General features: G+C 65.4%; 25 protein-coding genes and 1 tRNA gene. 13 read left to right on the top strand and 13 right to left on the bottom strand.

From position 1 onward, the window contains the following. Positions 1-10: 10 nt before the first annotated feature. The 6 genes from QM615_RS11625 (at position 11) to QM615_RS11600 (ending at position 6,532) form a co-directional block, all read left to right on the top strand. A complete protein-coding gene (locus QM615_RS11625) occupies positions 11-1,543 on the top strand; it encodes a catalase (RefSeq protein ID WP_283347339.1) in 1,533 nt (510 codons plus the stop codon). A 135-nt stretch (positions 1,544-1,678) separates the two neighbouring features. Beyond that, positions 1,679-2,152, top strand: a complete 474-nt coding sequence (locus tag QM615_RS11620; protein ID WP_068054046.1) for a Dps family protein — start codon at positions 1,679-1,681, stop codon at positions 2,150-2,152. Between the two features lie 80 nt (positions 2,153-2,232). Beyond that, positions 2,233-2,925, top strand: coding sequence for an HAD family hydrolase (locus tag QM615_RS11615; protein WP_149407289.1), 693 nt, complete (start codon positions 2,233-2,235; stop codon positions 2,923-2,925). Then, a complete protein-coding gene (locus tag QM615_RS11610; RefSeq protein ID WP_149407290.1) occupies positions 2,922-4,721 on the top strand; it encodes a glycoside hydrolase family 15 protein in 1,800 nt (599 codons plus the stop codon). The genes QM615_RS11615 and QM615_RS11610 overlap by 4 nt, the downstream gene beginning before the upstream one ends. A gap of 29 nt (positions 4,722-4,750) precedes the next feature. Further along, the gene (locus tag QM615_RS11605; protein ID WP_149407291.1) at positions 4,751-5,551 is read left to right on the top strand and encodes an SDR family NAD(P)-dependent oxidoreductase; all 801 of its coding nucleotides are present in this window, start codon (positions 4,751-4,753) and stop codon (positions 5,549-5,551) included. Positions 5,552-5,560: 9 nt separating this feature from the next. Then, the gene (locus QM615_RS11600; protein ID WP_149407292.1) at positions 5,561-6,532 is read left to right on the top strand and encodes an LLM class F420-dependent oxidoreductase; all 972 of its coding nucleotides are present in this window, start codon (positions 5,561-5,563) and stop codon (positions 6,530-6,532) included. A 53-nt stretch (positions 6,533-6,585) separates the two neighbouring features. Here QM615_RS11600 and QM615_RS11595 read toward each other — a convergent pair whose 3' ends face one another. The 6 genes from QM615_RS11595 to QM615_RS11570 form a co-directional block, all read right to left on the bottom strand. Then, positions 6,586-7,338 (bottom strand): ABC transporter permease, encoded by a 753-nt coding sequence (locus tag QM615_RS11595; RefSeq protein WP_149407293.1) that lies wholly within the window; start codon positions 7,336-7,338, stop codon positions 6,586-6,588. Then, positions 7,335-8,081: an ABC transporter permease gene (locus QM615_RS11590; RefSeq protein ID WP_149407294.1), complete on the bottom strand. Its 747-nt coding sequence runs from the start codon at positions 8,079-8,081 to the stop codon at positions 7,335-7,337. The genes QM615_RS11595 and QM615_RS11590 overlap by 4 nt, the downstream gene beginning before the upstream one ends. After that, positions 8,078-8,980, bottom strand: a complete 903-nt coding sequence (locus QM615_RS11585) for an ABC transporter ATP-binding protein (RefSeq protein WP_149407295.1) — start codon at positions 8,978-8,980, stop codon at positions 8,078-8,080. The genes QM615_RS11590 and QM615_RS11585 overlap by 4 nt, the downstream gene beginning before the upstream one ends. Before the next feature lie 92 nt (positions 8,981-9,072). Continuing rightward, positions 9,073-9,498: an SRPBCC family protein gene (locus tag QM615_RS11580; RefSeq protein WP_149407296.1), complete on the bottom strand. Its 426-nt coding sequence runs from the start codon at positions 9,496-9,498 to the stop codon at positions 9,073-9,075. 117 nt (positions 9,499-9,615) lie between these two features. Continuing rightward, positions 9,616-9,689, bottom strand: a tRNA-Pro gene (locus QM615_RS11575). A gap of 17 nt (positions 9,690-9,706) precedes the next feature. Next, complete coding sequence (locus tag QM615_RS11570) at positions 9,707-10,645, bottom strand: metallophosphoesterase (RefSeq protein WP_231893981.1); 939 nt, start codon at positions 10,643-10,645, stop codon at positions 9,707-9,709. Between the two features lie 206 nt (positions 10,646-10,851). On the opposite strand from QM615_RS11570, the gene QM615_RS11565 reads away from it, so the two are divergent. Then, positions 10,852-11,316: a GatB/YqeY domain-containing protein gene (locus QM615_RS11565; RefSeq protein WP_037187848.1), complete on the top strand. Its 465-nt coding sequence runs from the start codon at positions 10,852-10,854 to the stop codon at positions 11,314-11,316. Between the two features lie 66 nt (positions 11,317-11,382). Here the strand turns inward: QM615_RS11565 and QM615_RS11560 are convergent, their stop codons facing one another. After that, positions 11,383-13,731 (bottom strand): penicillin-binding protein, encoded by a 2,349-nt coding sequence (locus tag QM615_RS11560; protein ID WP_149407339.1) that lies wholly within the window; start codon positions 13,729-13,731, stop codon positions 11,383-11,385. A 294-nt stretch (positions 13,732-14,025) separates the two neighbouring features. Here QM615_RS11560 and QM615_RS11555 point away from each other — a divergent pair, with 294 nt between their 5' ends. Further along, positions 14,026-14,349 carry a WhiB family transcriptional regulator gene (locus QM615_RS11555; protein WP_008712729.1) on the top strand — a complete coding sequence of 108 codons (324 nt, stop codon included), beginning with the start codon at positions 14,026-14,028 and terminating at the stop codon, positions 14,347-14,349. 22 nt (positions 14,350-14,371) lie between these two features. Here the strand turns inward: QM615_RS11555 and bagB are convergent, their stop codons facing one another. From bagB to QM615_RS11540, 3 genes are read right to left on the bottom strand one after another with little or no spacing between them, the layout of a single operon-like run. Then, on the bottom strand, positions 14,372-15,502 hold the full coding sequence (gene bagB, locus QM615_RS11550; protein ID WP_094638698.1) for an ATPase BagB: 1,131 nt from the start codon (positions 15,500-15,502) through the stop codon (positions 14,372-14,374). Next, positions 15,499-16,506 carry an ATPase BagA gene (gene bagA, locus QM615_RS11545; protein ID WP_068054088.1) on the bottom strand — a complete coding sequence of 336 codons (1,008 nt, stop codon included), beginning with the start codon at positions 16,504-16,506 and terminating at the stop codon, positions 15,499-15,501. Before bagA ends, bagB begins: the two co-directional genes overlap by 4 nt. A gap of 45 nt (positions 16,507-16,551) precedes the next feature. Beyond that, the gene (locus tag QM615_RS11540) at positions 16,552-17,907 is read right to left on the bottom strand and encodes a wax ester/triacylglycerol synthase domain-containing protein (RefSeq protein ID WP_149407297.1); all 1,356 of its coding nucleotides are present in this window, start codon (positions 17,905-17,907) and stop codon (positions 16,552-16,554) included. 57 nt (positions 17,908-17,964) lie between these two features. Here QM615_RS11540 and sp36 point away from each other — a divergent pair, with 57 nt between their 5' ends. Further along, complete coding sequence (gene sp36 / locus QM615_RS11535) at positions 17,965-18,132, top strand: Sp36 family protein (protein ID WP_094638696.1); 168 nt, start codon at positions 17,965-17,967, stop codon at positions 18,130-18,132. Positions 18,133-18,138: 6 nt separating this feature from the next. Further along, positions 18,139-18,597, top strand: a complete 459-nt coding sequence (locus QM615_RS11530) for a RidA family protein (protein ID WP_068054093.1) — start codon at positions 18,139-18,141, stop codon at positions 18,595-18,597. A 15-nt stretch (positions 18,598-18,612) separates the two neighbouring features. On the opposite strand, the gene QM615_RS11525 is transcribed toward QM615_RS11530, so the two are convergent. Next, on the bottom strand, positions 18,613-19,497 hold the full coding sequence (locus QM615_RS11525; RefSeq protein WP_149407298.1) for a Gfo/Idh/MocA family protein: 885 nt from the start codon (positions 19,495-19,497) through the stop codon (positions 18,613-18,615). A gap of 58 nt (positions 19,498-19,555) precedes the next feature. Between QM615_RS11525 and QM615_RS11520 the strand changes: the two genes are divergently transcribed. Beyond that, positions 19,556-20,347 carry an MBL fold metallo-hydrolase gene (locus QM615_RS11520; RefSeq protein WP_149407299.1) on the top strand — a complete coding sequence of 264 codons (792 nt, stop codon included), beginning with the start codon at positions 19,556-19,558 and terminating at the stop codon, positions 20,345-20,347. Positions 20,348-20,374: 27 nt separating this feature from the next. On the opposite strand, the gene QM615_RS11515 is transcribed toward QM615_RS11520, so the two are convergent. Both QM615_RS11515 and QM615_RS11510 read right to left on the bottom strand, forming a co-directional pair. After that, positions 20,375-21,049 (bottom strand): Crp/Fnr family transcriptional regulator, encoded by a 675-nt coding sequence (locus tag QM615_RS11515; RefSeq protein ID WP_027494494.1) that lies wholly within the window; start codon positions 21,047-21,049, stop codon positions 20,375-20,377. A 267-nt stretch (positions 21,050-21,316) separates the two neighbouring features. After that, positions 21,317-21,586, bottom strand: coding sequence for a hypothetical protein (locus QM615_RS11510; RefSeq protein ID WP_068054099.1), 270 nt, complete (start codon positions 21,584-21,586; stop codon positions 21,317-21,319). Positions 21,587-21,759: 173 nt separating this feature from the next. On the opposite strand from QM615_RS11510, the gene nth reads away from it, so the two are divergent. Both nth and QM615_RS11500 read left to right on the top strand, forming a co-directional pair. Continuing rightward, on the top strand, positions 21,760-22,446 hold the full coding sequence (gene nth / locus QM615_RS11505; protein WP_262498546.1) for an endonuclease III: 687 nt from the start codon (positions 21,760-21,762) through the stop codon (positions 22,444-22,446). Positions 22,447-22,496: 50 nt separating this feature from the next. Beyond that, positions 22,497-23,105, top strand: a complete 609-nt coding sequence (locus tag QM615_RS11500; protein WP_149407340.1) for a TlpA family protein disulfide reductase — start codon at positions 22,497-22,499, stop codon at positions 23,103-23,105. Positions 23,106-23,118: the final 13 nt, after the last annotated feature.

Raw genomic sequence — 23,118 nt, 5'->3', positions numbered from 1 at the left:
GAGGCTTCGTATGACCAAGCCGATCAGCAACAAGCCGACCACCAGCAACTCGGGAATCCCCGTCCCCAGCGACGATCAGTCGCTGACCGCCGGGACGCAGGGACCGATCCTTCTCCACGACCACTACCTCATCGAGAAGATGGCGCAGTTCAACCGCGAGCGGGTCCCGGAGCGCGTCGTGCACGCCAAGGGCGCAGGCGCGTTCGGTGAACTCGAGATCACCGGGGACATCAGCAAGTACACCAAGGCGAAGGCGTTGCAGCCCGGTGCCAAGACCGAGATGTTGGCGCGCTTCTCCACCGTCGCCGGCGAGCAGGGTAGCCCCGATACCTGGCGTGACCCGCGCGGATTCTCGCTGAAGTTCTACACCGAGGAAGGCAACTGGGACCTGGTCGGCAACAACACCCCGATCTTCTTCGTCAAGGACCCGATCAAGTTCCAGGACTTCATCCGTAGCCAGAAGCGCATGCCCGACTCCGGTCTGCGCGACAACAACATGCAGTGGGACTTCTGGACCCTCTCGCCCGAGTCGGCGCACCAGGTGACGTGGCTCATGGGCGACCGGGGTATCCCCAAGTCGTTCCGCCACATGGACGGGTTCGGTTCGCACACGTACCAGCTCATCGCCGAGGACGGCACGAAGACCTGGGTCAAGTTCCACTTCAAGACCGATCAGGGCATCGACTTCCTGACGCAGGACAAGGCGGACGAGGTTGCGGGTACGTCCCCCGATCATCACCGTCAGGACCTCTTCGGATCCATCAAGAACGGCGACTTCCCCAGCTGGACCCTCAAGGTGCAGCTCATGCCGTACGACGAGGCAGAGAACTACAAGTACAACCCGTTCGACCTCACCAAGGTCTGGTCGCAGAAGGACTACCCGTTGATCGAGGTCGGCAAGATGACCTTGAACCGCAACCCGGAGAACTTCTTCGCGCAGATCGAGCAGAGCTCGTTCGAGCCGTCCAACACCGTGCCCGGCATCGGTTTCAGCCCCGACAAGATGCTGCTCGGCCGCGTCTTCTCCTACGCCGACGCGCACCGGTACCGCATCGGAGCGAACTACGCGCAGCTGCCGGTCAACGCCCCGAAGTCCGAGGTCAACTCGTACTCCAAGGACGGCAACATGCGGTACTCGTTCAACTCCCCTGAGACGCCCGTCTACGCGCCGAACTCGTTCGGCGGCCCGTCGGCGGACACGAACAAGTACGGCGACGACGGAGCATGGGACTTCGAGCCCCGCTTCGTGCGCACCGGGTACATCGAGCACCCCGAGGACGGCGACTTCGTGCAAGCGGGAGCCCTGGTCCGCGAGGTCATGGACGACGCGCAGCGCGAGCGCCTCGTCGGGAACATCGTGGGGCACGTCCTCAACGGCGTCAGCGAGCCCGTTCTGAGCCGGGTGTTCGAGTACTGGACCAACGTCGATCCCGAGCTCGGCAAGAAAGTCGAGGAAGGCGTTCGGTCGCAGCAGAACGAGACCGCACCCACCACGGGTGCAGGCGCAATCGACGATCCTGCCGACGAAGCAGCCAAGGTCTGATGTTGGGATCGGCGTCACAGCGGATGTGACGCCGATCCGGAACAACGCGGGTCGACCTGCCGTTGTGCAGTACAGACGAAAGAACAATAATGGTGTGCGATGCATACCGTCGTCCAACGGCAGGGAGGCCACATCATGACGAACCCCATCACCAGCACCCTCGACGCAGGCCAGCAGAAGATCGCCGGCGACGCGCTTCAGGGAACTGTGGTCGATCTCATCGACCTTTCGCTCATCGCCAAGCAGGCGCACTGGAACGTGATCGGCAAGAACTTCCGGTCGGTGCACCTCGAGCTCGACGAGTTGGTCACGGCCGCACGTGAATTCACCGATCAGGCCGCCGAACGCGCCACGGCTATCGGCGTCAGCCCCGACGGCCGCGCAGCCACCGTCTCCTCGACGGCAGGAACCAAGGGCTTCGGTGCCGGATGGACCAAGGACAGCGAAGTCGTCCCGGCCGTCGTCGACAACCTCGCCGCGGTCGTGGAGCGTCTTCGCGGACGCATCGCCGACACCGGCGAAGCCGATCCGGTGACCCAGGACCTGCTCATCGGCATCACGGCTCGGCTCGAGCAGCTGCACTGGATGTGGCAGGCCCAGGCCAGCTGACGTTTTCCCACCCGACAGGCCCCTCGCGCACAGCGGGGGGCCTGTTGTTTGCCTGCACCACCCCCGGGTATCCGAAAACCATGCCTGTTTCCAAGCCGACGGTCGACGCGGTCCTGCTCGACATCGACGGCACCCTCGTCGATTCCAACTACGTGCACGTCGACGCGTGGTCGCGCGCGTTTCGTGAGGCCGGTGGTTCCGTTCCTTCCTGGCGTGTTCACCGCTGCATCGGGATGGACGGGTCGAAGCTGCTCGAGACGCTCGTCGGTTCCTCGGACAGCGCGCTTGCCCACGAAGCGAAGAAGCTGCACGGCGAGTACTACGCTGCTGCCTCGGCGGATCTCGAAGTGCTGCCGGGTGCCCGTGAACTGTTGGCGGACTTGAACTCTCGCGGCATCACCGTGGTGCTTGCGACCTCGGCTCCGGAGAGCGAGCTGTCGACGTTGCGCGACCTGCTCGACGTCGAGGACTCCGTTGCCGTGGTGACGAGCGGTGAGGACGCCGACGTAGCCAAGCCCGAGCCCGACATCGTTGCGGTTGCACTCGAACGGGCCGGCGTCGAGGCATCCAAGGCGGTGATGGTCGGCGACAGCGTCTGGGACATCGAGTCGGCCGGTCGCGCGGGTGTACGCGCCATCGGTGTTCGCAGTGGCGGCATCTTACGTGGGGAGTTGCTCGACGCGGGGGCGGTAGCAGTGTTCGACGACCCCGCCGATCTGCTCGCCAACATCGAGGACAGTCCCTTCTACTCCGATGAAAAGGCAAGTGCTTGAGCGAGTTCCGCAAGCCGCACCCCCGGGTCGACGGCTATGTCCCCATCGAGAGCTACGGTGCCATCGGTGACGGCCGCACCGTGGCGATGATCGCCGACGACGGCCGGATCGATTGGTTTCCGGTTCCGAACCTCGATTCGTCGCCGCCGTTCGCAGCGTTGCTCGACGCTGGGAACGGTGGATACATTCAGCTGACGCCGCTGGAGGAGTTCACCGTCCAGCGTGAATTCGTCCCCGGGACAAATGTGCTGAGCACGACGTTCCGTACCGACACCGGCACCGTCCGAGTCACCGACTCGCTGAACACCGGTGTCGCCGGGCGTCTTCCGTGGGTGGAGTTGGCCCGCCGCGTCGAGGGTCTCGACGGCAACGTCGAGCTGTCGTGGTCCGTGGCGCCGGGCACCATGCTCGGCATCGCGTCGCCGTGGGCGTACGACACCGAGCACGGCACCGTGCTGCGGGTCGACGGATTGACCCTGGCCGTGCGGACTCTGGGCATCGAGGAGGTGCACGTCGCGGACCGCGACATCGGTGGTGTCTTCACCACCCACCCGGATTCTCGGCATGTGCTGGGCGTCGTGGGCACGGAGAACGAGCCGCTGCCCCTGCCCGATCCGCAGCACCTCGACGAGGGGATCGACCGCACGATCGCCAACTGGCGCGTGTGGTCCGACGAGTTCTCGTACCAGGGACCGTGGGCGGAGCATGTGGCGCGGAGCGCGCTGGCTCTGAAGTTGTTGCTGCACAGCCCCTCCGGTGCCATCGCCGCCGCTGCCACCACCTCTCTGCCCGAGAACAGGGCCGGTGGCAAGAACTGGGACTACCGCTACGCGTGGGTTCGCGACGCCGCGTACACCATCCGCGCGCTGCAGAGATTCGGCCTTCGCGAGGAGATCCATGCTGCAGTGGCGTGGCTGCTGAAAGTGATCCGAGTCAACGATCCGTTGGTCAACGTCTTCTACACCCTCGGCGGTGAATTGCCCGGTGGCACGGAACAACCCGACGTTCCCGGCTGGCGAGGCATCGGGCCGGTGGTCAACGGCAACGCTGCCGCGGATCAGCTGCAGCTGATGATCTTCGGTGACCTGTTCTCCATCATCCGGCAGTACGTCGACGCGGGGAACATCCTGGATGCGCAGACGGGGCGCCTGCTGGCCGCCATCGCCGACGAGGCCTGCGATTCGTGGCAGCGCAAGGACGCCGGGATCTGGGAGCTCGAGGACGAACAGCACTACACCAGCTCCAAGCTCGGTTGTTGGCAGGCGCTGGACTGCGCCGTGCACCTGGCAGAAGCAGGCGAGATCCCGGGGATACCGGATCGATGGAAGGCCGAGAAGGAACGCATCCGGTTCTACATCGAGACCGAGTGTTGGTCGGACGAGAGGCAGGCCTACCTGGCGTACCCGGGTGCCGACGGTCTCGATGCGTCGGTACTGCTCGCGGCCGAGATGGATTTCGATCGGGGAGAACGTCTTTCGTCCACCATCGATGCGCTCGTCGAAGAACTCGGTGCCGGCCCGTTGATGTACCGCTACAGCGGGGTCTCGAAGGAAGAAGTGACCTTCGTGGCCTGCGCGTTCTGGCGAGTGTCGGCGCTGTCCTGCGTCGGCCGAGACGACGAAGCCGCAGCGCTGATGGACCAACTGGTGGAGCTGTCCAACGACGTCGGTTTGTACAGCGAAATGATCGATGCTTCGGATGGATCGTTTCTGGGTAACTTCCCACAGGGCTTGAGCCACCTGGCCCTGGTGAATGCGGCGCTGACCATTGCGCGCTCGCACGACGCCACAGCCTGACAGCACTCTCATACACAAGGTGGAATTCAATGGATTTGGGAATCAACGGTAGGACAGCACTGGTCACCGGAGCAGACTCCGGTATCGGCTGGCACACCGCGAAAATGCTGCTGGCCGAGGGGGTTCGCGTCGTGATCAGCGACAAGGATCAGACCTCGCTCGACGAGGCCGCAGCGAAACTCGGCGCAGCGGAGGGGCAGTTGTTCGCGTTCGCCGCGGACGTGACCGACACCGACGCGGTCGAGAACCTGGCAGCACGGACGCAGCAGGTAGTGGGCGACATCGACATTCTCGTCCAGTCCTCGGGAGTGACCGGAGCGCAGGGGCTGTTCCACGAGATCGACGAGGAGGGGTGGCGTTCCACCCTCGACATCGACCTGATGGGACCGGTCCGGCTACTGCGAGCATTTCTGCCCGCACTACGCCGCGGTGGCTGGGGACGCATCGTGTTGTTGACCTCCGAGGACGCCGTGCAGCCGTACGACGACGAATTGCCCTACTGCTCAGCCAAAGCCGGCGTGCTGGCCCTCGCCAAGGGGCTCTCGCGCAGCTATGCGTCCGAGGGACTGCTGGTCAATGCGGTCTCTCCCGCGTTCATTCACACCCCGATGACCGACGCGATGATGGACAAGCGCGCCGAGGAGAAGGGAACCGACCGCGACGGTGCCATCGAGAGCTTCCTCGACGAGGAGCGTCCGTACATGGAGCTCGGACGCCGTGGCGAACCCGAGGAAGTCGCCTCGGTGATCACGTTCCTGTGCTCGGACCGCGCGTCCTTCGTCAACGGATCGAACTACCGAGTCGACGCCGGTTCCGTCGCAACTATCTAGGAGACACGCATGACCAATTTCGGATACACCTTGATGACCGAGCAGAGCGGCCCGAAAGAGCTGGTGCAGTACGCAGTCGGTGCCGAGAGAGTCGGTTTCGACTTCGAGGTCGCCAGCGACCACTACTCGCCCTGGCTGTCCTCCATGGGGCACTCGCCGTACGCCTGGACCACATTGGGCGCGGTGGCTCAGGCCACCGAACGCGTCGAGCTCATGACGTACGTGACATGCCCGATCATCCGGTATCACCCGGCCGTCGTCGCGCAGAAGGCTGCGACGATGCAGATCCTGGCCGACGGCCGCTTCACCCTCGGCCTCGGCAGCGGTGAGAACCTGAACGAGCACGTCGTCGGCGAGGGCTGGCCGTCCATCGACAAGCGGCAGGACATGTTCGTCGAGGCGCTCGAGATCATCAGGGCATTGCACGCCGGTGGCTTGGTCACGTACGACGGCAAGCACTTTCGCGTCGACTCCGCCCGGATCTGGGACCTGCCCGAGGGCGGCGTGCCCATCGGCATCGCAGCCGGTGGCGAGAAGGCCGTCGCGCGATTCGCCGAGTACGGCGATCACCTCATCGCCACCGAGCCCGACGCCGATCTCGTCAAGGCATGGTCGGACAACCACGAGGGCCCGGCGCGGTCCATCGGACAGATCCCGATCTCCTGGGATCCGGACAAGGACGCGGCCGTCGATCGCGCGCACGATCGGTTCCGCTGGTTCGCGGGCGGTTGGGCCGTCAACGCCGATCTGCCGACGACGGCCGGTTTCGCCGGAGCGACCAAGTTCGTCCGCAAAGAGGATGTGGCCGACACGATTCCGTGTGGACCGGACCTGGACGCCATCGTCGAGGCCGTGAAGCCGTACTGGGAGGCCGGGTACACCGACATCGCACTCGTGCAGGTGGGCGACGAGACCCAGGAGCGCTTCCTCGCCGAGGCCGCAGGCCCGCTTTTGGAGAAACTGCGCGCTGCGTCCAGCTGACTCGACGTTTCACGAGGCCCCGATCGAGAGCATTCGGTCGGGGCCTCGAGCTGTCACTGGACGTGAATGTCCTTGCGGTCGAGTGCCCTGCCTGCCGATGCGACGACCGCGACAGTGAGCAGCGCCGTGGCGGTCAGGACCGACAGTGCGGCCCCGGTGGTCGGCGAACCCGAGTCACCGAAAGTTCCGGAGGTCAACTGGGTTGCGCGAGTGGCCAGGGCATAGGGCGACAAGATCGCCCCGGTCACCTCGGCGGTGAGGAGGAACACCGATATACCGGCCCCGACGAGAGCGATGGCAATCGGCACCGCGAACGACCTGACGGCCATCGACAACGCGGAGTGCAGTGCCGCGACCGGTAGTGACCCCACCACTATCAGCGCACCGGTCGCGAAGAGCTCGGAGGGGAGCGTTCCGTCGAGCGAGAAGACCACCTTGCCGAGAACAACGACGGCTGCCAGCATGACGATGTTCATGGCCGCGGTCAGTGTTGCCACCACAGCCGTCTTGACGATCACGATGCGCACCGACGGAACCGGGCCACTCATCAGGGCATTCCAATTCCCGCCTCGGTGTTCGGATCTCCAAACCAGTGATGCCAGTGCCGCAACTCCGAGTGCGAGTGGGAACAGGCCGTAGAACACGACTGTGCGCAACCACAATGTGCGCCATCCCTCTGTCAGCTCTGCGCCCGACGCGATCGTGTTGAACGTTCCGACCCCCGCGATGATCAGCGGGAGGGGAACGACGACCGCCCATGCCTGCGAGCGCCTGAGCTTGATCATTTCGGCCGAGAACGCATTCATGCTCGTACCTCCTGTCGATCGAGTCGAACGGTCATGAACCAGAACGACACTGCTCCGACAACTGCGAGGGCGGCGACGCTGGCGTAGGACGGGTTCAGCGTCACCACTTGTTCGCCTCGGTAGTCGGCGGCAGACGCCAAGGAGTAGTAGCCCCACGGCGTCAGGTGTGCTGCCCAGGAGGGAAATCCGGAGGCGCAGATCGCGATGACGGTACCCACGATGCCGATTCCCAGCGCGACCAGTTGGTTGTCCACACGCGCTGAGATCAGCAGGTGCACAGCGAGTATCACGAGGTTGGTCGTCACCGCCGCCGCCGTGTAGCCCAACCACAGGTCGGCAGGCAAGGGTTGGGTCACTCCGACTGCGATTCCCAGAAATACACCTCCAGTACTGGCCGCAACCGTTGCGCCGGCAACGACGAGGCCCGTCGAGACGAGCTTCGCGCGCACGAGGGCTCCGCGCCCGGTTCCATTGGTCCGGTTCAGCAGCCAGCCCTTGGATTGGTGCTCGACTTCCATTGTGCGGCTGGCCATCACGGCGATCAGCAGCGGGGATGCGACGGGGACGGCAAGGGACAGCCCGGCCAGTAGCAGCGCCCAGGAGACCGTGGTCGAATCCTTCGACGCTGTTGCGGTGAGAGCGCCGACGAAGGTCAACCCGACGATTGCGGCGACCAACACAGCGGCGATCGCGCCGATGTGCAGGTGCCTGAGTTTGGCGAACTCGTTGCGTACGGTCGTCACAATCGGCCACCCTTCGTCAGATTCATGAATACGTCTTCGAGCGACTGATCGTCGCGCCGAACGCCGTAGACGCCTGCGTTCGCGCCGACGAGTTCTGCCACCACCTGTGCGGCACCTCGATCGTCGATGCCGGACAGCCTCAGAGTGTGATCCTCGACCTCGACCGAAATGCGCTGTTGCAGAACCGAACGCGCACAAGTCGGATCGATGACGTCGATGAGTACATCCGGAGTGGAGGCGGCGAACAGCTCGTCGCGGGTGCCTTGGAAGATCAAGCGCCCCTGGCTCAGGATCCCCAGCATGTTCGCCGTCTTGTCGATCTCGCCGAGCAGATGGCTCGAGACCATCACTGTCACGCCGTGTTCGGCGAGATGGCGAAGCAGTCCGCGGATCTCTTCGATGCCAGCCGGGTCCAAGCCGTTGGTGGGCTCGTCCAGGATCAGAAGTCGTGGTTCGCGCGCCAGCGCCATCGCGATGCCCAGGCGCTGTTTCATCCCCAGCGAGTAGTTCTTCACCTTCTTGTCGAGGTGCTCCTGCAGCCGGACGGTGGCCACCGCCCGGTCGATCTGTTCGGTGTGCAATCCGAGCGAGCGTTGCACGATACGAAGGTTCTCCGCACCCGTGAGATGCCCGTATCCGGGTGGAGCTTCGATGAGTGAACCGATGTGTGAAAGCACTCCGCGGCGGGTCTCGTGATTCATCGGCTTCCCGAGGATCTCCACCTCACCGGAGGTCGGTCGGATCAGGGACAGCAACATTTTCATGGTCGTCGACTTGCCCGATCCGTTCGGACCGAGAAAGCCGTAGACGCAGCCCTCAGGAATGCGAAGGTTCACGTCGTCGACAACGGTATGGGCGCCGTAGCGCTTGCCGAGGCTGTGAGTTCTGACGATGTCCATGCCTCGACCGTCCCGCATTCGGCGGCGAGAATCGTCGGTCCCGAGTATGTCCGGTGTCCTACTCGGGTATGACTTGCCGCCGGGTGGCGGCGCTACGGAGCCAGGGTCGACAGATTCTTCGAGATGCTCGACGACAGTGCCCTACCGACGATCGCGGCGAGGCCGGGGACGGGTGCGTCGAATCCGATCGTGTAGTCGAGCTCGGTGCCGCCGTCGGCGGTGGGGGTGAACTTCTGCACGCCCCAGTGGCCGCGTAGCGGACCGCCCTTGGTGATGCGGTACTCGATCAGCGAATGGGGCTCGGAGGTGATCGTGGTTTCCTCGAACGCAGGAAGCGGACCCAGCTTCAGGCTGCGCGTAGACCCGACGCCGTTGCGGGAGGTGTCACCGTCCCGAACGCGGCCGATCTTCGCCATGAAGAGCGGGCCGAGGTTCTCGTGCTCCGACAACGCCGCGAAGACGATCTCGGGGGGAGAGACGAACCGGTGCTTGACGTGTACGCGGGTGGGGGTCGGCATGGGTCGTGAGATCCGTTCGCTCGGGGTCGACAGAGTCGACTCACAGTAGCCGTCCACCGCGTGAAAAAAGGGACCCATTCGATCGAATCGAATGGGTCCCTCTTCGTGGTCCAACTGTCGGGGTGGCGGGATTCGAACCCACGACCTCTTCGTCCCGAACGAAGCGCGCTACCAAGCTGCGCCACACCCCGTGTACCGCTGGAGAAGTCTAACTCACGACTGCCTCGGAACGCGAAACGCCCTCGTCGGAGACGTTTTTCGGACCCGTTCTCGGGGCCGGAGTCAGCGTGATCAGGGTGGCCTCGGGGCGGCAGCAGAACCGTGCAGGCGCGTACGGCGACGTTCCGATGCCCGCGGAGACGTGTAGCTGGGTGTGCGCGCCCCACTTGGACGGGCCCTTGACCCGCGAACGGTCGATCTCGCAGTTCGTCACCAGCGCGCCGTAGAACGGGAGGCACAGCTGGCCGCCGTGGGTGTGCCCGGCGAGGACGAGGTCGTATCCGTCCTGAGCGAACTTGTCCAGCACTCGCGGCTCCGGGGAGTGCGTGATGCCCAGACGAAGGTCTGCGAGGGGATTGGGCTGGCCGGCGATGGTGTCGTAGCGGTCGCGCTTCAGATGGGGGTCGTCGACGCCCGCCGACGCGATCCGTACCCCGGCCACCTCGAGCTCGCGACGCACATGCGTCACGTCGAGCCAGCCCCGCTCGGAGAACGCGGCCCGCAGGTCGCGCCACGGCAACGAGTCGCCGGTCGTGCGCTTGTGGTTCTTGTCGAAGTACTTGAACGGGTTCTTCGGCTTGGGCGCGAAGTAGTCGTTGCTACCGAACACGAACAGACCCGGCCGAGCCAGCAGCGGCCCCAACGCCTGCACGACGCTGGGCACGGCGCGCTGGTGCGAGAGATTGTCTCCGGTGTTGACGACCAGATCGGGTTCGAGGCGGTCCAGCTCACGCAACCAGTTCTGCTTCATCCGCTGGCCGGGCATCATGTGCAGGTCGCTGATGTGGAGCACGCGCAGCGTCGCCGAACCCGGCTCGAGCACCGCCATCGACGTCTCACGCAGCGTGAACGCATTGCGTTCGATGAGTGTGGCGTATCCGAGACCCAACGCCGCCGCGCCCGCCGTTCCGATCACGGAACTCTTCAGCGGTGCTGCTCTGACGACGTCGCGCGCCTGCTCTGCAGCGGAGCGCAGTTGCGAGGACGCGCTGCGCAGTTGTGTGGAGGCACTGCGCAGTTGCGTCGACGTGCTGAGAAACGAGGGACTGAATTGTGCGGACACCTCGTCCACGATACGGCAGCAACCGGATATGGACGTGCGAGCCGAGGACTGTGCCGCGTAGCGTTTCCGCCATGTCCGAACTCAAGGCCCGCCTCCGAACCGACCTCACCGCAGCGATGAAGGCGAAGGACAAGCTCCGCCTGGCAACGCTGCGCATGATTCTCGCCGCCATCCAGACCGAGGAGGTCTCCGGCAAGGAGGCCCACGATCTGACCGACGACGACGTTCTCAAAGTGCTTGCCAAGGAAGCGAAGAAGCGCGGCGAATCGGCCGAGATCTACACGCAGAACGGCCGCGGCGAACTCGCCGCCAACGAGCATGCAGAAGCGCAGATCATCAATGAGTATCTGCCCACTCCGCTCACGGACGAGGAGTTGGCCACCATCGTCGACACCGCCATCGCGCAGGTCGCCGAAGACCTCGGGGAGCGACCGGCGATGAAGCAGATGGGTCAGGTCATGAAGATCGCGTCGGGACTCGCCGCAGGCAAGGCCGACGGATCGCGATTGTCGAAGGCTGTCAAAGACCGCCTGTAGTGCGCTCCGCGCAGTGGTGCGGTTACGTCCCCCCTGGGGCACATAACCGCACCACTGCCGCAGGCACTAGCGAGGTGCCGTGATCCCAGGGATCGCCGGAATCTGGATGCCCGGCGGTAGGTCCGGGATCTGGATGTTCGGCAGCGCGGGTGCCGGAGCCGGCGCAGGTCGAACCGAACCGTCACTGACGTAGATCGTGATGTTCGATCCGGGGACCGCCGAACCCGACGGGGACGTCGACACCACGGTGCCGCGAGCCGCCTGGTCGGCCGTGGTGGCCACCGTCACCTGGAAGCCTGCGCCCTGCAGGGTCGATGTCGCCGACGACTGGCTCTGGCCGGTGACGTCGGGTACCTGGCCGTTAGCCGAGCCGCGGACGTACTTCTGGTCGACGGGCGGCAACGCGACGGGTCCGAAGTTGGTGGCGATCGGTGTCATGGCGTCGAACCACGTTCGAGCCGGCTCGTTACCGCCGTACAGGTTGCCCGAGCTGCATGGGCGCAGCGGGAACGAGCAGATCTCGCTCGGCGTCGGTGAGTCGCCGTACGTGTACACGGCGGCGGCGTAGTTGTTGGTGAACCCGAGGAAGCCGGAGGACCTGTTCGACTCGGTGGTGCCGGTCTTGCCTGCCATCGGCAGGGTCCAGCCGGCGGAGCCGGCCGCGGCGGCGGACGTGCCGCCCGGCTGGTCGTCCTTGCTCATGGCATTGGCGAGGGTGTTCGCCAGTCCGGGCTCGACGACCTGCTCACACGCCTGGTGAGCAACCGGAACGGGCTTGCCGTCGCGGTCGAAGATCGAGTCGATGGGGGTGGGCGGGCACCACATGCCACCCGAGGCCAAGGTGGCAGCCACGTTGGACAGCTCCAGCGGGTTCACCCAGGTCGGTCCGAGGGTGAACGAGCCGAGATTCTGATCCTTCTGGAAATCGGCCATGGACTGGTCGGTGCCCGACGAGCCGGGGTCGTTGTACGACCGCAGGCCCAGGCGAACGGCCATGTCGACGGTCGGGGTGACGCCGACCGACTCGATCAGCTTGACGAACGCGGTGTTGGGGGACTGCGCCAACGCGTCGGTGATGGACAGCGACGCCGGGTAGTTGCCCGCGTTCTCGACGCAGTAGGTCGCTGCCGGGCAGTTCCGTGCACCGCCGTCGCCGACGCCCTTGACCTCGACGCGCCTGGGCACCTGCAGCGTCGCGCTGGTACCCAGCCCGCGCTCCATCGCCGCGGCGGTGGTGAAGACCTTGAAGATGGAGCCCGCTCCGTTGCCGACCAACGAGTGTGGCTGCGGCTGCACCGTCTCGTCGTCGTCGGCATTGAGGCCGTAGGTGCGGCTGCTGCCCATGGCGAGAACTCGGTGCTGGTCCTGGCCCGGTGCGACGACGTTCATGACGGTGGCAACGCCGTCGAGGTTCGGGCTGGTGTTCTCCACCAGGGCGGCCTTGGTGGAGTTCTGTACGGCGGGGTCGAGCGTCGTGCGGATGAGGTACCCGCCCTTGTCGATCTGTTCCTGGCTGATTCCCGCCTCGGCCAGGTACTGCAGTGCGTAGTCGCAGAAGAATCCGCGGTCGCCTGCCGCGATGCATCCGCGGGGCAGGGTCTGGGGAACGGGCAGCACACCGAGCGGCTCGGACTTGAGCGCGGCGAGCTCGTCGGCGCGTTCGGGGAGGTTCTGGATCATCGTGTCGAGCACGGTGTTCCGGCGCTCGAGCACGCCCTCCTCGTTGGTGTACGGGTTGAGTGCGGAGCTGGACTGCACCATGCCTGCGAGCATCGCGGCCTGGACGGCGCTGAGCTGGCTCGCATCGATACCGAAGTAGGTCTGGGCGGCGTCCTGGATGCCGAAGGACGCGTTGCCGAACGGAACGAGGTTGAGGTACCGGGTGAGGATCTCGTCCTTGGTCAGTTCCTTGTCGAGCGTCAACGCCATGCGGATCTCGCGGATCTTGCGAGCGGGCGTCGTCTCGATGGCCGCTCGGCGCTCGGCGTCGGTCTTGGCCACCACGAGCAGCTGGTAGTTCTTCACGTACTGCTGATCGATGGTGGATGCGCCCTGCTCGACCTGCCCGCTGGTGGTGTTGGTCAGGAACGCTCGGAGCGTGCCCTGCCAGTCCACGCCCTGATGTTCGGCGAAGCGGCGGTCCTCGATCGAGACGATGGCGAGCTTCATCTCGTTGGAGATCTGGTCGCTCGGCACCTCGAATCGGCGCTGCTCGTACAACCAGGCGATGGGCGTGCCGTTGACGTCCGTCATCGTCGAGACGGCAGGCACTGCGCCCTCGACCAACTCGGCCGAGACGTTGTCGACGGTATCGGCGGCGCGGTTGGAGGCGTACCCGAACCCACCGGCCAAGGGGAACATCACGCCGGCGAGCAATGCACCGGCGAGTGCTGAACATCCGGCGAGCTTCGCCACGGTTTTTCCAACTGACACAGAGCACAGCGTACGTGGGTGTGGCTCGGACCGGCAGAGGCCTGCATGCGCCGTGTGCTGCGCCCCTGCTCGGGACGGCCGTACCAGAAATGTGACCCCGCCGTCTTGCATTCGGGGCTCGCTTTACCTAAATTATGAGCACGGTGTGATTCGCATAACACTTGATAATGAATGTGGGGCAGCTCCTAGAATTTGTGCTTCGCCTGACGAGGTACAAACCGCTTCGAGCCTCCGGGACGTCCAGCGAGGACGTCCGCAACGCAAAGGGGTATCCGCATGCACACGACAACCGCGCCGACGCGACTCGATGTAGAAGAAGCCGAGGCACGCATCGCCTGGGTGTCGCACGCCCGTTGCAAGGGCACTGACCCGGACCAGCTCTTCGTCCGGGGTGCAGCGCAGCGCAAGGCCGCAACCATCTGCCGGCACTGCCCGGTACTCATGCAGTGCGGTGCGGATGCCCTCGACAATCGAGTCGAGTTCGGTGTCTGGGGCGGCATGACGGAACGCCAGCGCAGGGCGCTGCTCAAGCAGCACCCCGAGGTCGACTCCTGGTCCGAGTTCTTCGAGACCCAGCGTCAGCAGCAAGCAGCCATCTAGTCGCCTGCCGGGCAGGGCCGATTCAGCCTTTGCGAGTCAGCTGATCGGCCACTGCACGCAGCGCGGCGAGGTCGGAGACCTCGAACGGCAGTGACGGAACACCGACGATGGGCACGCGGGGGTGCGCACCGGTGAACCGGCGAAGCAACCGCACCTCACGCGCTGCCGTGACGGCGCGCTGAGCGTGGATCCGGAGGACAGCGGCGGTCAGATCCGCACCCGGGTCGTCGATCCGATCGAGTAGATCGGCCGCCGTCGCGGCGTGATCCGCCTGCACCGACGACAGCGTCGGGTGCGTCCGGTTCACCACCAACCCGGCCAGGGGCATCTTCTCCGCAGACAAGCGCTCGACGAAGAAGGCCGCCTCGCGCAGCGCGTCGGGTTCTGCGGCAGCGACGACGAGGAAGCTGGTGCCGTCCTCGCGAAGCAGCTGGTAGGTACGCGTCGCCCGCTCGCGGAACCCGCCGAACATGGAATCCAGCGATTGCACGAAAGCTGATGCGTCGGACAGCATTTGGCTGCCGATCACGGTGGAGACGCCGCGCATGGCCAAGCTCATCGCGCTGGTGACCACGCGGGTGATGCCGCGGCCGGGAGCGGTGAGCAGCCGGATGAACCGGCCGTCGAGGAACGAGCCGAGTCGCTGCGGTGCATCGAGGAAGTCCAGTGCATTGCGCGACGGCGGAGTGTCCACCACGATCAGATCCCACGACGAGTCCAGGGACAACTGCCCCAACTTCTCCATCGCCATGTACTCCTGCGTGCCCGAAAAAGACGACGCCACAGTCTGATAGAACGGATTGGCCAGCACCTGCTCGGCCTTCTCGGGCGTCGAGTGCTCGATGACCATCTCGTCGAACGTGCGTCGCATGTTCAGCATCATCGCGTGCAGTTCACCCTTGGCACCGGCACCCAACTTCACCGGCTGCGGGCTGTTGTCGAGATCACCGAGACCGAGAGCCTGAGCCAGGCGGCGGGCCGGATCGATCGTCAGCACCACCACCCGCCTGCCCTGCTCGGCAGCCCGCAGGGCCATCGCGGCCGCGGTGGTGGTCTTGCCGACTCCGCCGGCCCCGCAGACGACGACGATCCGCGACGTGGGATCGGTCAGGATGCGGTCGACATCGAGTTCGGTTGCTACTGGTCGAGTCATCGGACACCCTGTTCTGCAAGCTTGGCGGCGAGCTCGTACAAGCCGCCGAGATCGACACCATCGGCCAACATCGGCAGCGACATCCGCGCGACGTCGAGTTCGTCGAGCGTGGTTGCGCTCTCCACCTGAGCCGAGAGCGTTGCCGCGTGCTCGATCGATTCGGTGAGCAACCCCGCAAAGTCCGCCTCGGAGAGCGTGATTCCGGTCTTGGCGAGACCGTCCTGAATGGCGACGGCATCGATCTCGCCCTCGGCGATGGCCTCGAGCGACTCGGCGGGCAGGTACGTCGGTTCGGTGCGATTGACGATGACCGCGCCGAGTCGAAGATCTGCCGCCTCTAGCTCACGCACCGCGTCGGCCGTCTCCTGCACCGGCAGTGCCTCGAGCAACGTCACCAGGTGCACGACGGTGTCGGCCGAGTGCAGCAACCGCACCACGCCCTCGCTCTGCGAACGAACCGGTCCGCCCTTGGCCAGGTCGGCCATGGCCTTGGTGACGTCGAGGAAGTTGCCGATGCGTCCGGTCGGCGGCGAGTCGACGACGATCTCGTCGTAGGCCCGGTTGCCCTTCTTGTCGGTCCGCACCACACATTCCTTGACCTTGCCGGTCAGCAACACGTCGCGCAGACCCGGTGCGATGGTCGTCGCGAACTCGATGGCACCGATCTTGCGCATCGCGCGGCCGGCGAAGCCGAGGTTGTAGAACATCTCGAGGTACTCGAGGAACGCGGTCTCGATGTCGATGGCCAGTGCGTAGACCTCGCCGCCGCCGTCCGCCGAGGCGACGCGTGTCTCCTTGGGCGGAAGCTGCGGCACGTCGAACAGCTGCGCGATGCCCTGCCTGCCCTCGACCTCCACCAGCAACACCCGTCGACCACCGGCTGCGAGCGCCAGTGCCAATGCGGCAGCGACCGTCGTCTTGCCGGTCCCACCCTTACCGGATACGAAATGCAGCCGCGCGGCATCTGCCTTCGCCGGCCATCCCTCTTCGTTCGCTATGCCCACACCCCGACCATATAGAGGTCGTCCCCGGGCGTCCGACCGAAGTGTCTAACTCTGCTCGGAGTGTCGGCGGAGTCGGTCGACCAATCCCTGGGTGTACGCGTCGAGATTCGGTACTGCGTCGGGACAGGCGACCATCGCGATCGTCACCACGTCGCCGAGGCCGAAGATTCCGTGATTGAGACACCGGCCGTCTTCGAGGAACGGAAAGCCTGCCGAGAAACGCGCGACGGCACCACACAGCTCGAGGTCCGCGCGGCCACGGTCGACACTGACGACGGTCGTCTGGGCACCGACGTGCGACGGAGAGCGGTCGTGTTGTCGGAATCGGCGTCCCTGTACGAACCGGACGATCGGTGCAGGCACCCGCTCGTCCGCACGCGCGACGCGAAGCAGTGGTGCGGCCGTCACTCTGGCTCGTTCGACTGCGAGCGACCGAGTGATCAGCTCGGCCCGCTTCTCGAGATCGGGTTCGCCGACGTGGAGATCGACCGTCCCGACAACCGCTCGATTCGCTGCCGGCCATTCCACGTCGCGAGGTAGCGCCATCGGTACGAACGCCGCAACGGTGCCTCCGGTCTCGGACAGTGGCTCGAGACCGTCGCCGAGATACCGATCGAGACACGGGCCGACGGCGCAGAGAGCGGACACCGTCACCGAAGCGGCACCCGCGCGGACTTCCGTCATCTGCATCGGCACGATGCGGACGACTCGATACGGCCCCACGGCGCGGTTCAGCGACGTGGCGGGCACCGACGGCGGGCAGGGCTGCGACCCCCGGTACGCGCGAACAGCTCGACGGGCCTCCCACCGTGATCGAACGAGATCGACCGGTGCCCGGACCACTGCACCGAGAACGTCGAGAACGGCGTTCTCCCGCTCGGCAGTGAGATTCGGCGACGGCGTCGCACCTGTCGCGGACTGAGGTTCGAACAGCGCGCGAACCATCCTCGATACGCCCAGCCCATCGGTCAGGGCGTGTCCGACCTGCAGTATCACCACCGTCACCGCGCCCTGCACCAGCGGAGCAGAACCGATTCCACGGATCACGTGCATGTGCCAGGAGTGCTCTCGGAGATCGAGCCGAGTGCGGAGCAGATCGCCCATCAAGATCTCGAAGTCGGCCCAGGGCGCACCGCCGAGATCGTGATCCGACATCCGTTCGGACAGCGGGGACGTGTCGGGCACCCATCGCGGATAGTCCAGATTCAGCGGTGCTTCCCGAAGCCGCAGTCCCAGGCCGGGGACCGCGGGTGCGCGGGCCTCCACGTGCGCGACGATCTCGTTGAACGAGGGCGCGGCGCGTTCGACCGAGTCGAACGTCGTCAGTGAGAACTGGTCTCGAGAATCACCGCGGTCACGCGCGAAGTGATAGATGGCGTCCTTGATATCGAGCCGATCCATGCGACGACTGTAGTTCCGGCACCGCGCCGGTGGAACCGAACGATAGGCTCACCAGTCATGAGCGAAAAGATCATCTGGGAGTACTTCACCGCGCCGGTCCTGATTCACGCCACCAAGCAAATTCTCGACAACTACGGCTCCGAGGGCTGGGAGCTCGTCACGATCATGGCGGGACCCAACGGCGGAGACACGTTGGTCGCGTACTTCAAGCGCCCGAAGGTCTGAGCGCGCGTGGCGAATTGGAGCGAACGACTGTCCGAGCTGGGCATCGAGCTGCCCGACGTCGTCCCGCCGCTGGCGGCCTACGTCCCGGCGGTGCAGGTGGGCTCGCTCGTCCACACCTCCGGGCAGTTGCCGATCGTGGACGGAAACCTGACGTCGGTGGGCAAGGTCGGTGGCGACGTCACCGCTGAGGACGCCACCGCAGCGGCGCGCCTCTGCGCCCTGAATGCGCTCGCCGCCGTGCACGCGCTCGTCGGCATCGATTCGGTGGCCCGCGTGATCAAGGCGGTCGGCTTCGTTGCCTCCGCTCCGGGATTCACCGGTCAGCCCGGGGTGATCAACGGGGCGTCGAACGTCATTGGTGAGATCTTCGGTGATGCGGGCAAGCACGCGCGCTCGGCCGTGGGTGTCGCCGAACTGCCCCTGGGTGCTTCGGTGGAAGTGGAGCTCATCGTCGAACTGCGCTGACGCGCAGTGGTGTGGCTAGGTGCCCTCTGGGGCACTCAACCACGCCACTGGGGCGGCAGCCGCACTGATCACCTTCTGCAGGTGTAGGCCTCGGTGTACCGAGCATTCGTGATCGACACCCTTGTCGACCGACTCAAGGAATTCGTTCAGCAGGACGGCGAAGCAGTCGGTCGACGAGGTCGAGCGGTCGGTGAGCGTGGCGATGCCGTCGGTGCCGCTGAGCTCGATCCGCATCAGGGACGGCATGATCGGCGTCCGCAGCGACAGTTGCACGGTGCTCGTTGCACCGCCCTCGTGCTCGAGCACCACGGTCCAACTGTCCGACGCCACCTCGCGGTGCGAGTAGGCAACGCGGACAATGGTTCCCAGTGCGGCGTCGAGCAGATCGAACACGTGCGGGCCGATGTCGAGGATCGCCCCGTCGTCGTGTCGCCACTGCGAGTTCGCGTACGCCCCGCCGAGGACGGCACCGGAGAACCAGGTTCCCGAGCCCGCTGCCCACGGTCGTCCGGCGACCTCGTCGAGGAATTGCCTTGTCTCCGGGGCGAACCGGAGCGTCAGCGTCACCATCGAGCGGACGCCTGCTGCCGTCACTGCCGCGGCCAGTTCTTCGGCCTCGGCCACTGTTGCGGCAATCGGCTTGTCCAGCAACACATGTTTGCCCGCCTGCACCGCGCGGAGTGCGTATCCGGCTTGCACGGCCGGTGGTACCGCGAACGCCACCGCATCGACGGCGCCCAGCAGGTCGTCGAACGATTCGAAGACCGGTGCCCCCAGCTCGGCTGCCGCTTCGGGTCTGCGCGCCCATACTCCGGCGAAGTCGATGGCGCGATGGGCGAGTAGCGAGGGGGCTTGAGTCTTACGGGCCCAGGGCCCAGCTCCGACGAGTCCGACCTTCATGAATATCGACGGTAGTCCTCCCGGACACCGCGTGGAGAAGGCGACCTACAGTACTTTCATGGCCGACTCGAACCCCCAGCATCCCGCGTACGGACTTCTCCGGCAGGTGACGCCCACCGCGTCCGTTCTGCTCGCCGACAACCCGGGCAAGATGACGCTCGACGGGACGAACACCTGGATTCTGCAGGCACCGGGGTCGGACGAGTGCATCGTGGTCGATCCCGGGCCGAAGGACAAAGCTCATCTCGACGCCGTCGCCGCGTCGGGCACGGTGGTGCTGACGCTGGTGACCCATCGCCATGCCGATCACACCGCAGGGCTGAAGCGGTTTCACCGAAAGACGGCGGCTCCGGTGCGGGCGGTAGGGGAGAAGTTCCTGCACGGGGGCGGCGCAACGTTGGCCCACGGCGAGGTCATCGAGGCTGCCGGGCTGCGGATCGAGGTTCTGCACACGCCCGGTCACACCGCGGATTCGGTGAGTTTCGTGTTGGACGACGCGATCCTGACAGGAGATACCGTCCTCGGTCGCGGCACGACGGTGCTGGACCCGAAGGACGGTTCGCTCGCGGACTATCTGCAGTCGTTGGACCGGCTCGAAGCGGCCGGCGCGGGGAAGACGGTACTTCCCGGGCACGGGCCGGAGTTGCCGGACACCGCCGAGGTGGCGCGAGCGTATCGCGCCCACCGTCGGCAGCGGCTGGATCAGGTTCGCTCGGCGCTCGCCGAGATCGGCGAGAACGCGAAACCGATGCAGGTGGTACGGCACGTCTATTCCGACGTGGACAAGAAGTTGTGGCCGGCTGCGCGGATGTCGGTCAAGACGCAGCTGGCCTACCTCCGCGAAAGCTAGCGAGCTGCTGTCTCGACGGAACTCGGCCTAGCGAGCTCGGCGTGCCAGACGCTCAGAGTCCGAGATCAGCACGGACTTGCCTTCGAGGCGCAGCCAGCCGCGGTGTGCGAAGTCGGCCAGTGCCTTGTTGACGGTCTCGCGCGAGGCACCGACGAGCTGAGCGATCTCTTCCTGCGTCAGGTCGTGGGTCACGCGCAGCGAGCCCGCTTCCTGGGTACCGAATCGCTGGGCCAGCTGGAGCAGCGCCTTCGCGACACGTCCGGGAACGTCGGTGAAGATGAGGTCGGCCAGGTTGTTGTTGGTGCGACGCAACCGGCGAGCCAGGACGCGCAGCAGCTGCTCGGCGATCTCGGGGCGCTGATCGATCCAGTCCTTGAGCGCAGCACGATCCATGCTGACCGCGCGCACCTCGGTGACCGTGGTGGCCGAGGACGTACGGGGGCCGGGGTCGAAGATCGACAACTCACCGAACATGTCCGACGGTCCCATGATCGTCAGCAGGTTCTCGCGGCCGTCGGGGGAGCGTCGCCCGAGCTTGATCTTGCCCGAAACGATGATGTAGAGCCGGTCTCCGGGCTCACCCTCGTTGAACACCACGTGCCCACGGGGGAAATCGACAGGCTGCAGCTGCTTCGTCAGTGCCGCAACCGCAGAGGGTTCGACTCCTTGGAAGATGCCGGCCCGTGCCAGGACGTCGTCCACTTGCGCTCCTTTTGGGATGTCGGTGTCGCGGAAACCCGCACCACCGAAAGCGTTTGTACTCAGTTCGTGCCATGCACCGAACTGCGGTGCAGTTCAGGCGTCGACGCCGATCCGATGATCAAACACAACAATTACCTTAGGGGAGTCTACTTCGAGTCGGTGAAAACCGAGTGATCGACGCCACCACAGGTTGCCAGAGGACTCGGGCGTGTGTTCCCGTTCACCCGAAATTCATCCAAATTACGACCAATGGGACGAAACGCGCGCTCAACTGGCTCGTTGGTCGGCCAGGCCGTCGCGCGTGTCGATGGTCCGCGGCGGGGTCTGGCGGCGTTTGCGGGTGTTGAACCGGGCCAATGCGTGCGGGAAGCCCTCGTTCGCCAGAGTGGCGACCTCGGACTTGCTCGCCTGATCGAGGAATTCCTGTACTTCTTGCTCCCGGACGCCGAGCTTGCTCAGACGAAACTCGACGCGTTCCATCGCGAGTGCGAAGAGCATGAGTAGTACCGGAAAGAGCACCACGGCGAGTCCTTGCATACCGGCCAGTTAACACCGAAAAGATCTCGATACAAACACGGTCCGCTGCTGCCGCGAGGAACGTTACGCATTCTTGTCCGTACAGTTGTGGAGTGGATTCGACAGCTCCGAAACGCCCCGACGTGCGCAAACGCGAGGAGACGCACCTCGGGCTTGTGCGTAGAGCTCGGCGAATGAACCGGACGCTGAACACTGCCTTCCCGCATGTGTACTGCGAACTCGACTTCAGCACGCCGCTGGAACTGGCCGTCGCGACCATCCTGTCCGCGCAGTGCACCGACAAGCGCGTCAACATGGTCACCCCGGCGCTGTTCGTGAGATACCGCACAGCCCGTGACTACGCCGAGGCCGACCGGACCGAACTCGAGGAGTTCATCCGCACCACCGGTTTCTATCGGAACAAGGCCAACTCGCTGATCGGTCTCGGGCAGAAGTTGCTGGAGAACTTCGACGGCGAAGTGCCTGCGACGCTGAAGGACCTCGTCACACTCCCCGGGATCGGCCGCAAGACGGCCAACGTGGTTCTCGGCAATGCCTTCGATGTTCCGGGAATCACCGTCGACACCCATTTCGGACGGCTCGTACGGCGCTGGCAGTGGACCGAGGAGCAGGACCCGGTCAAGGTCGAGCACGCCGTAGGCGCACTCATCGAGCGCAAGGAGTGGACGCTGCTCTCGCATCGAGTCATCTTTCACGGTCGACGCGTCTGCCACGCTCGTACACCCGCCTGTGGGGTGTGCATCCTCGCCAAGGACTGCCCCTCGTTCGGGACCGGTCCGACCGACCCCGCAACCGCAGCTGCGTTGGTGAAGGGCCCGGAAACCGATCACCTTCTCGCTCTCGCCGGAATCGTGCCGTGAACAAATCTGCCCTGCGGTGGTCACTCGTCGCTCTGATCCTGGTGGTCGGGATGGTCTACGCGCTGTGGCCCCGAAGCGACGCGCCGACCGCGCAGCCCATGGATTCGCCCGGCCTCGGGCAGCGAACACCGAGCACGGACGAGCGTCGTGCAGTCGACACTCCCGAGGCACTCGCACCACTGCGTCAGGACGCCGGTCTCGCCGCGTGCCCCACGGCGTCGGGCACCGCCGCGGGCCCGTTGACGGGCATCACCCTCGAATGCATCGGCGACGGCTCGTACGTCGACCTCGGGCAGGCACTCGCGGGCCGCCCTGCCTTGCTCAACATCTGGGCGTACTGGTGTGGCCCGTGCGCCGAAGAGCTGCCCTATCTGCAGCAGTACGCCGACCGGGCAGGCGAGAAGATCGAAGTCCTGACCGTCCACAACGACGCCAACGAGGCCAACGGCCTGACTCGGCTGACCGATTACGGCGTCACCCTGCCCGGCGTTCAGGACGGCGGCGGCCGCGTCGTCGCCGCCGTCGGAGCACCCAACGTGCTGCCCGTTTCCGTTTTGATATCTGCGGATGGCACTGTCGCCAAGGTGCTGCCACAACCTTTCCGTAGCGTCGACGAGATCGCCGACGCCGTACGCGTGAACCTCGGAGTCGACTCGTGAGCGCACCCGACTG

The organism is Rhodococcus sp. IEGM 1341 (assembly GCF_030056895.1).
Lineage (GTDB): Bacteria > Actinomycetota > Actinomycetes > Mycobacteriales > Mycobacteriaceae > Rhodococcoides.
This window is presented reverse-complemented; position numbering and strand designations above follow the sequence as displayed.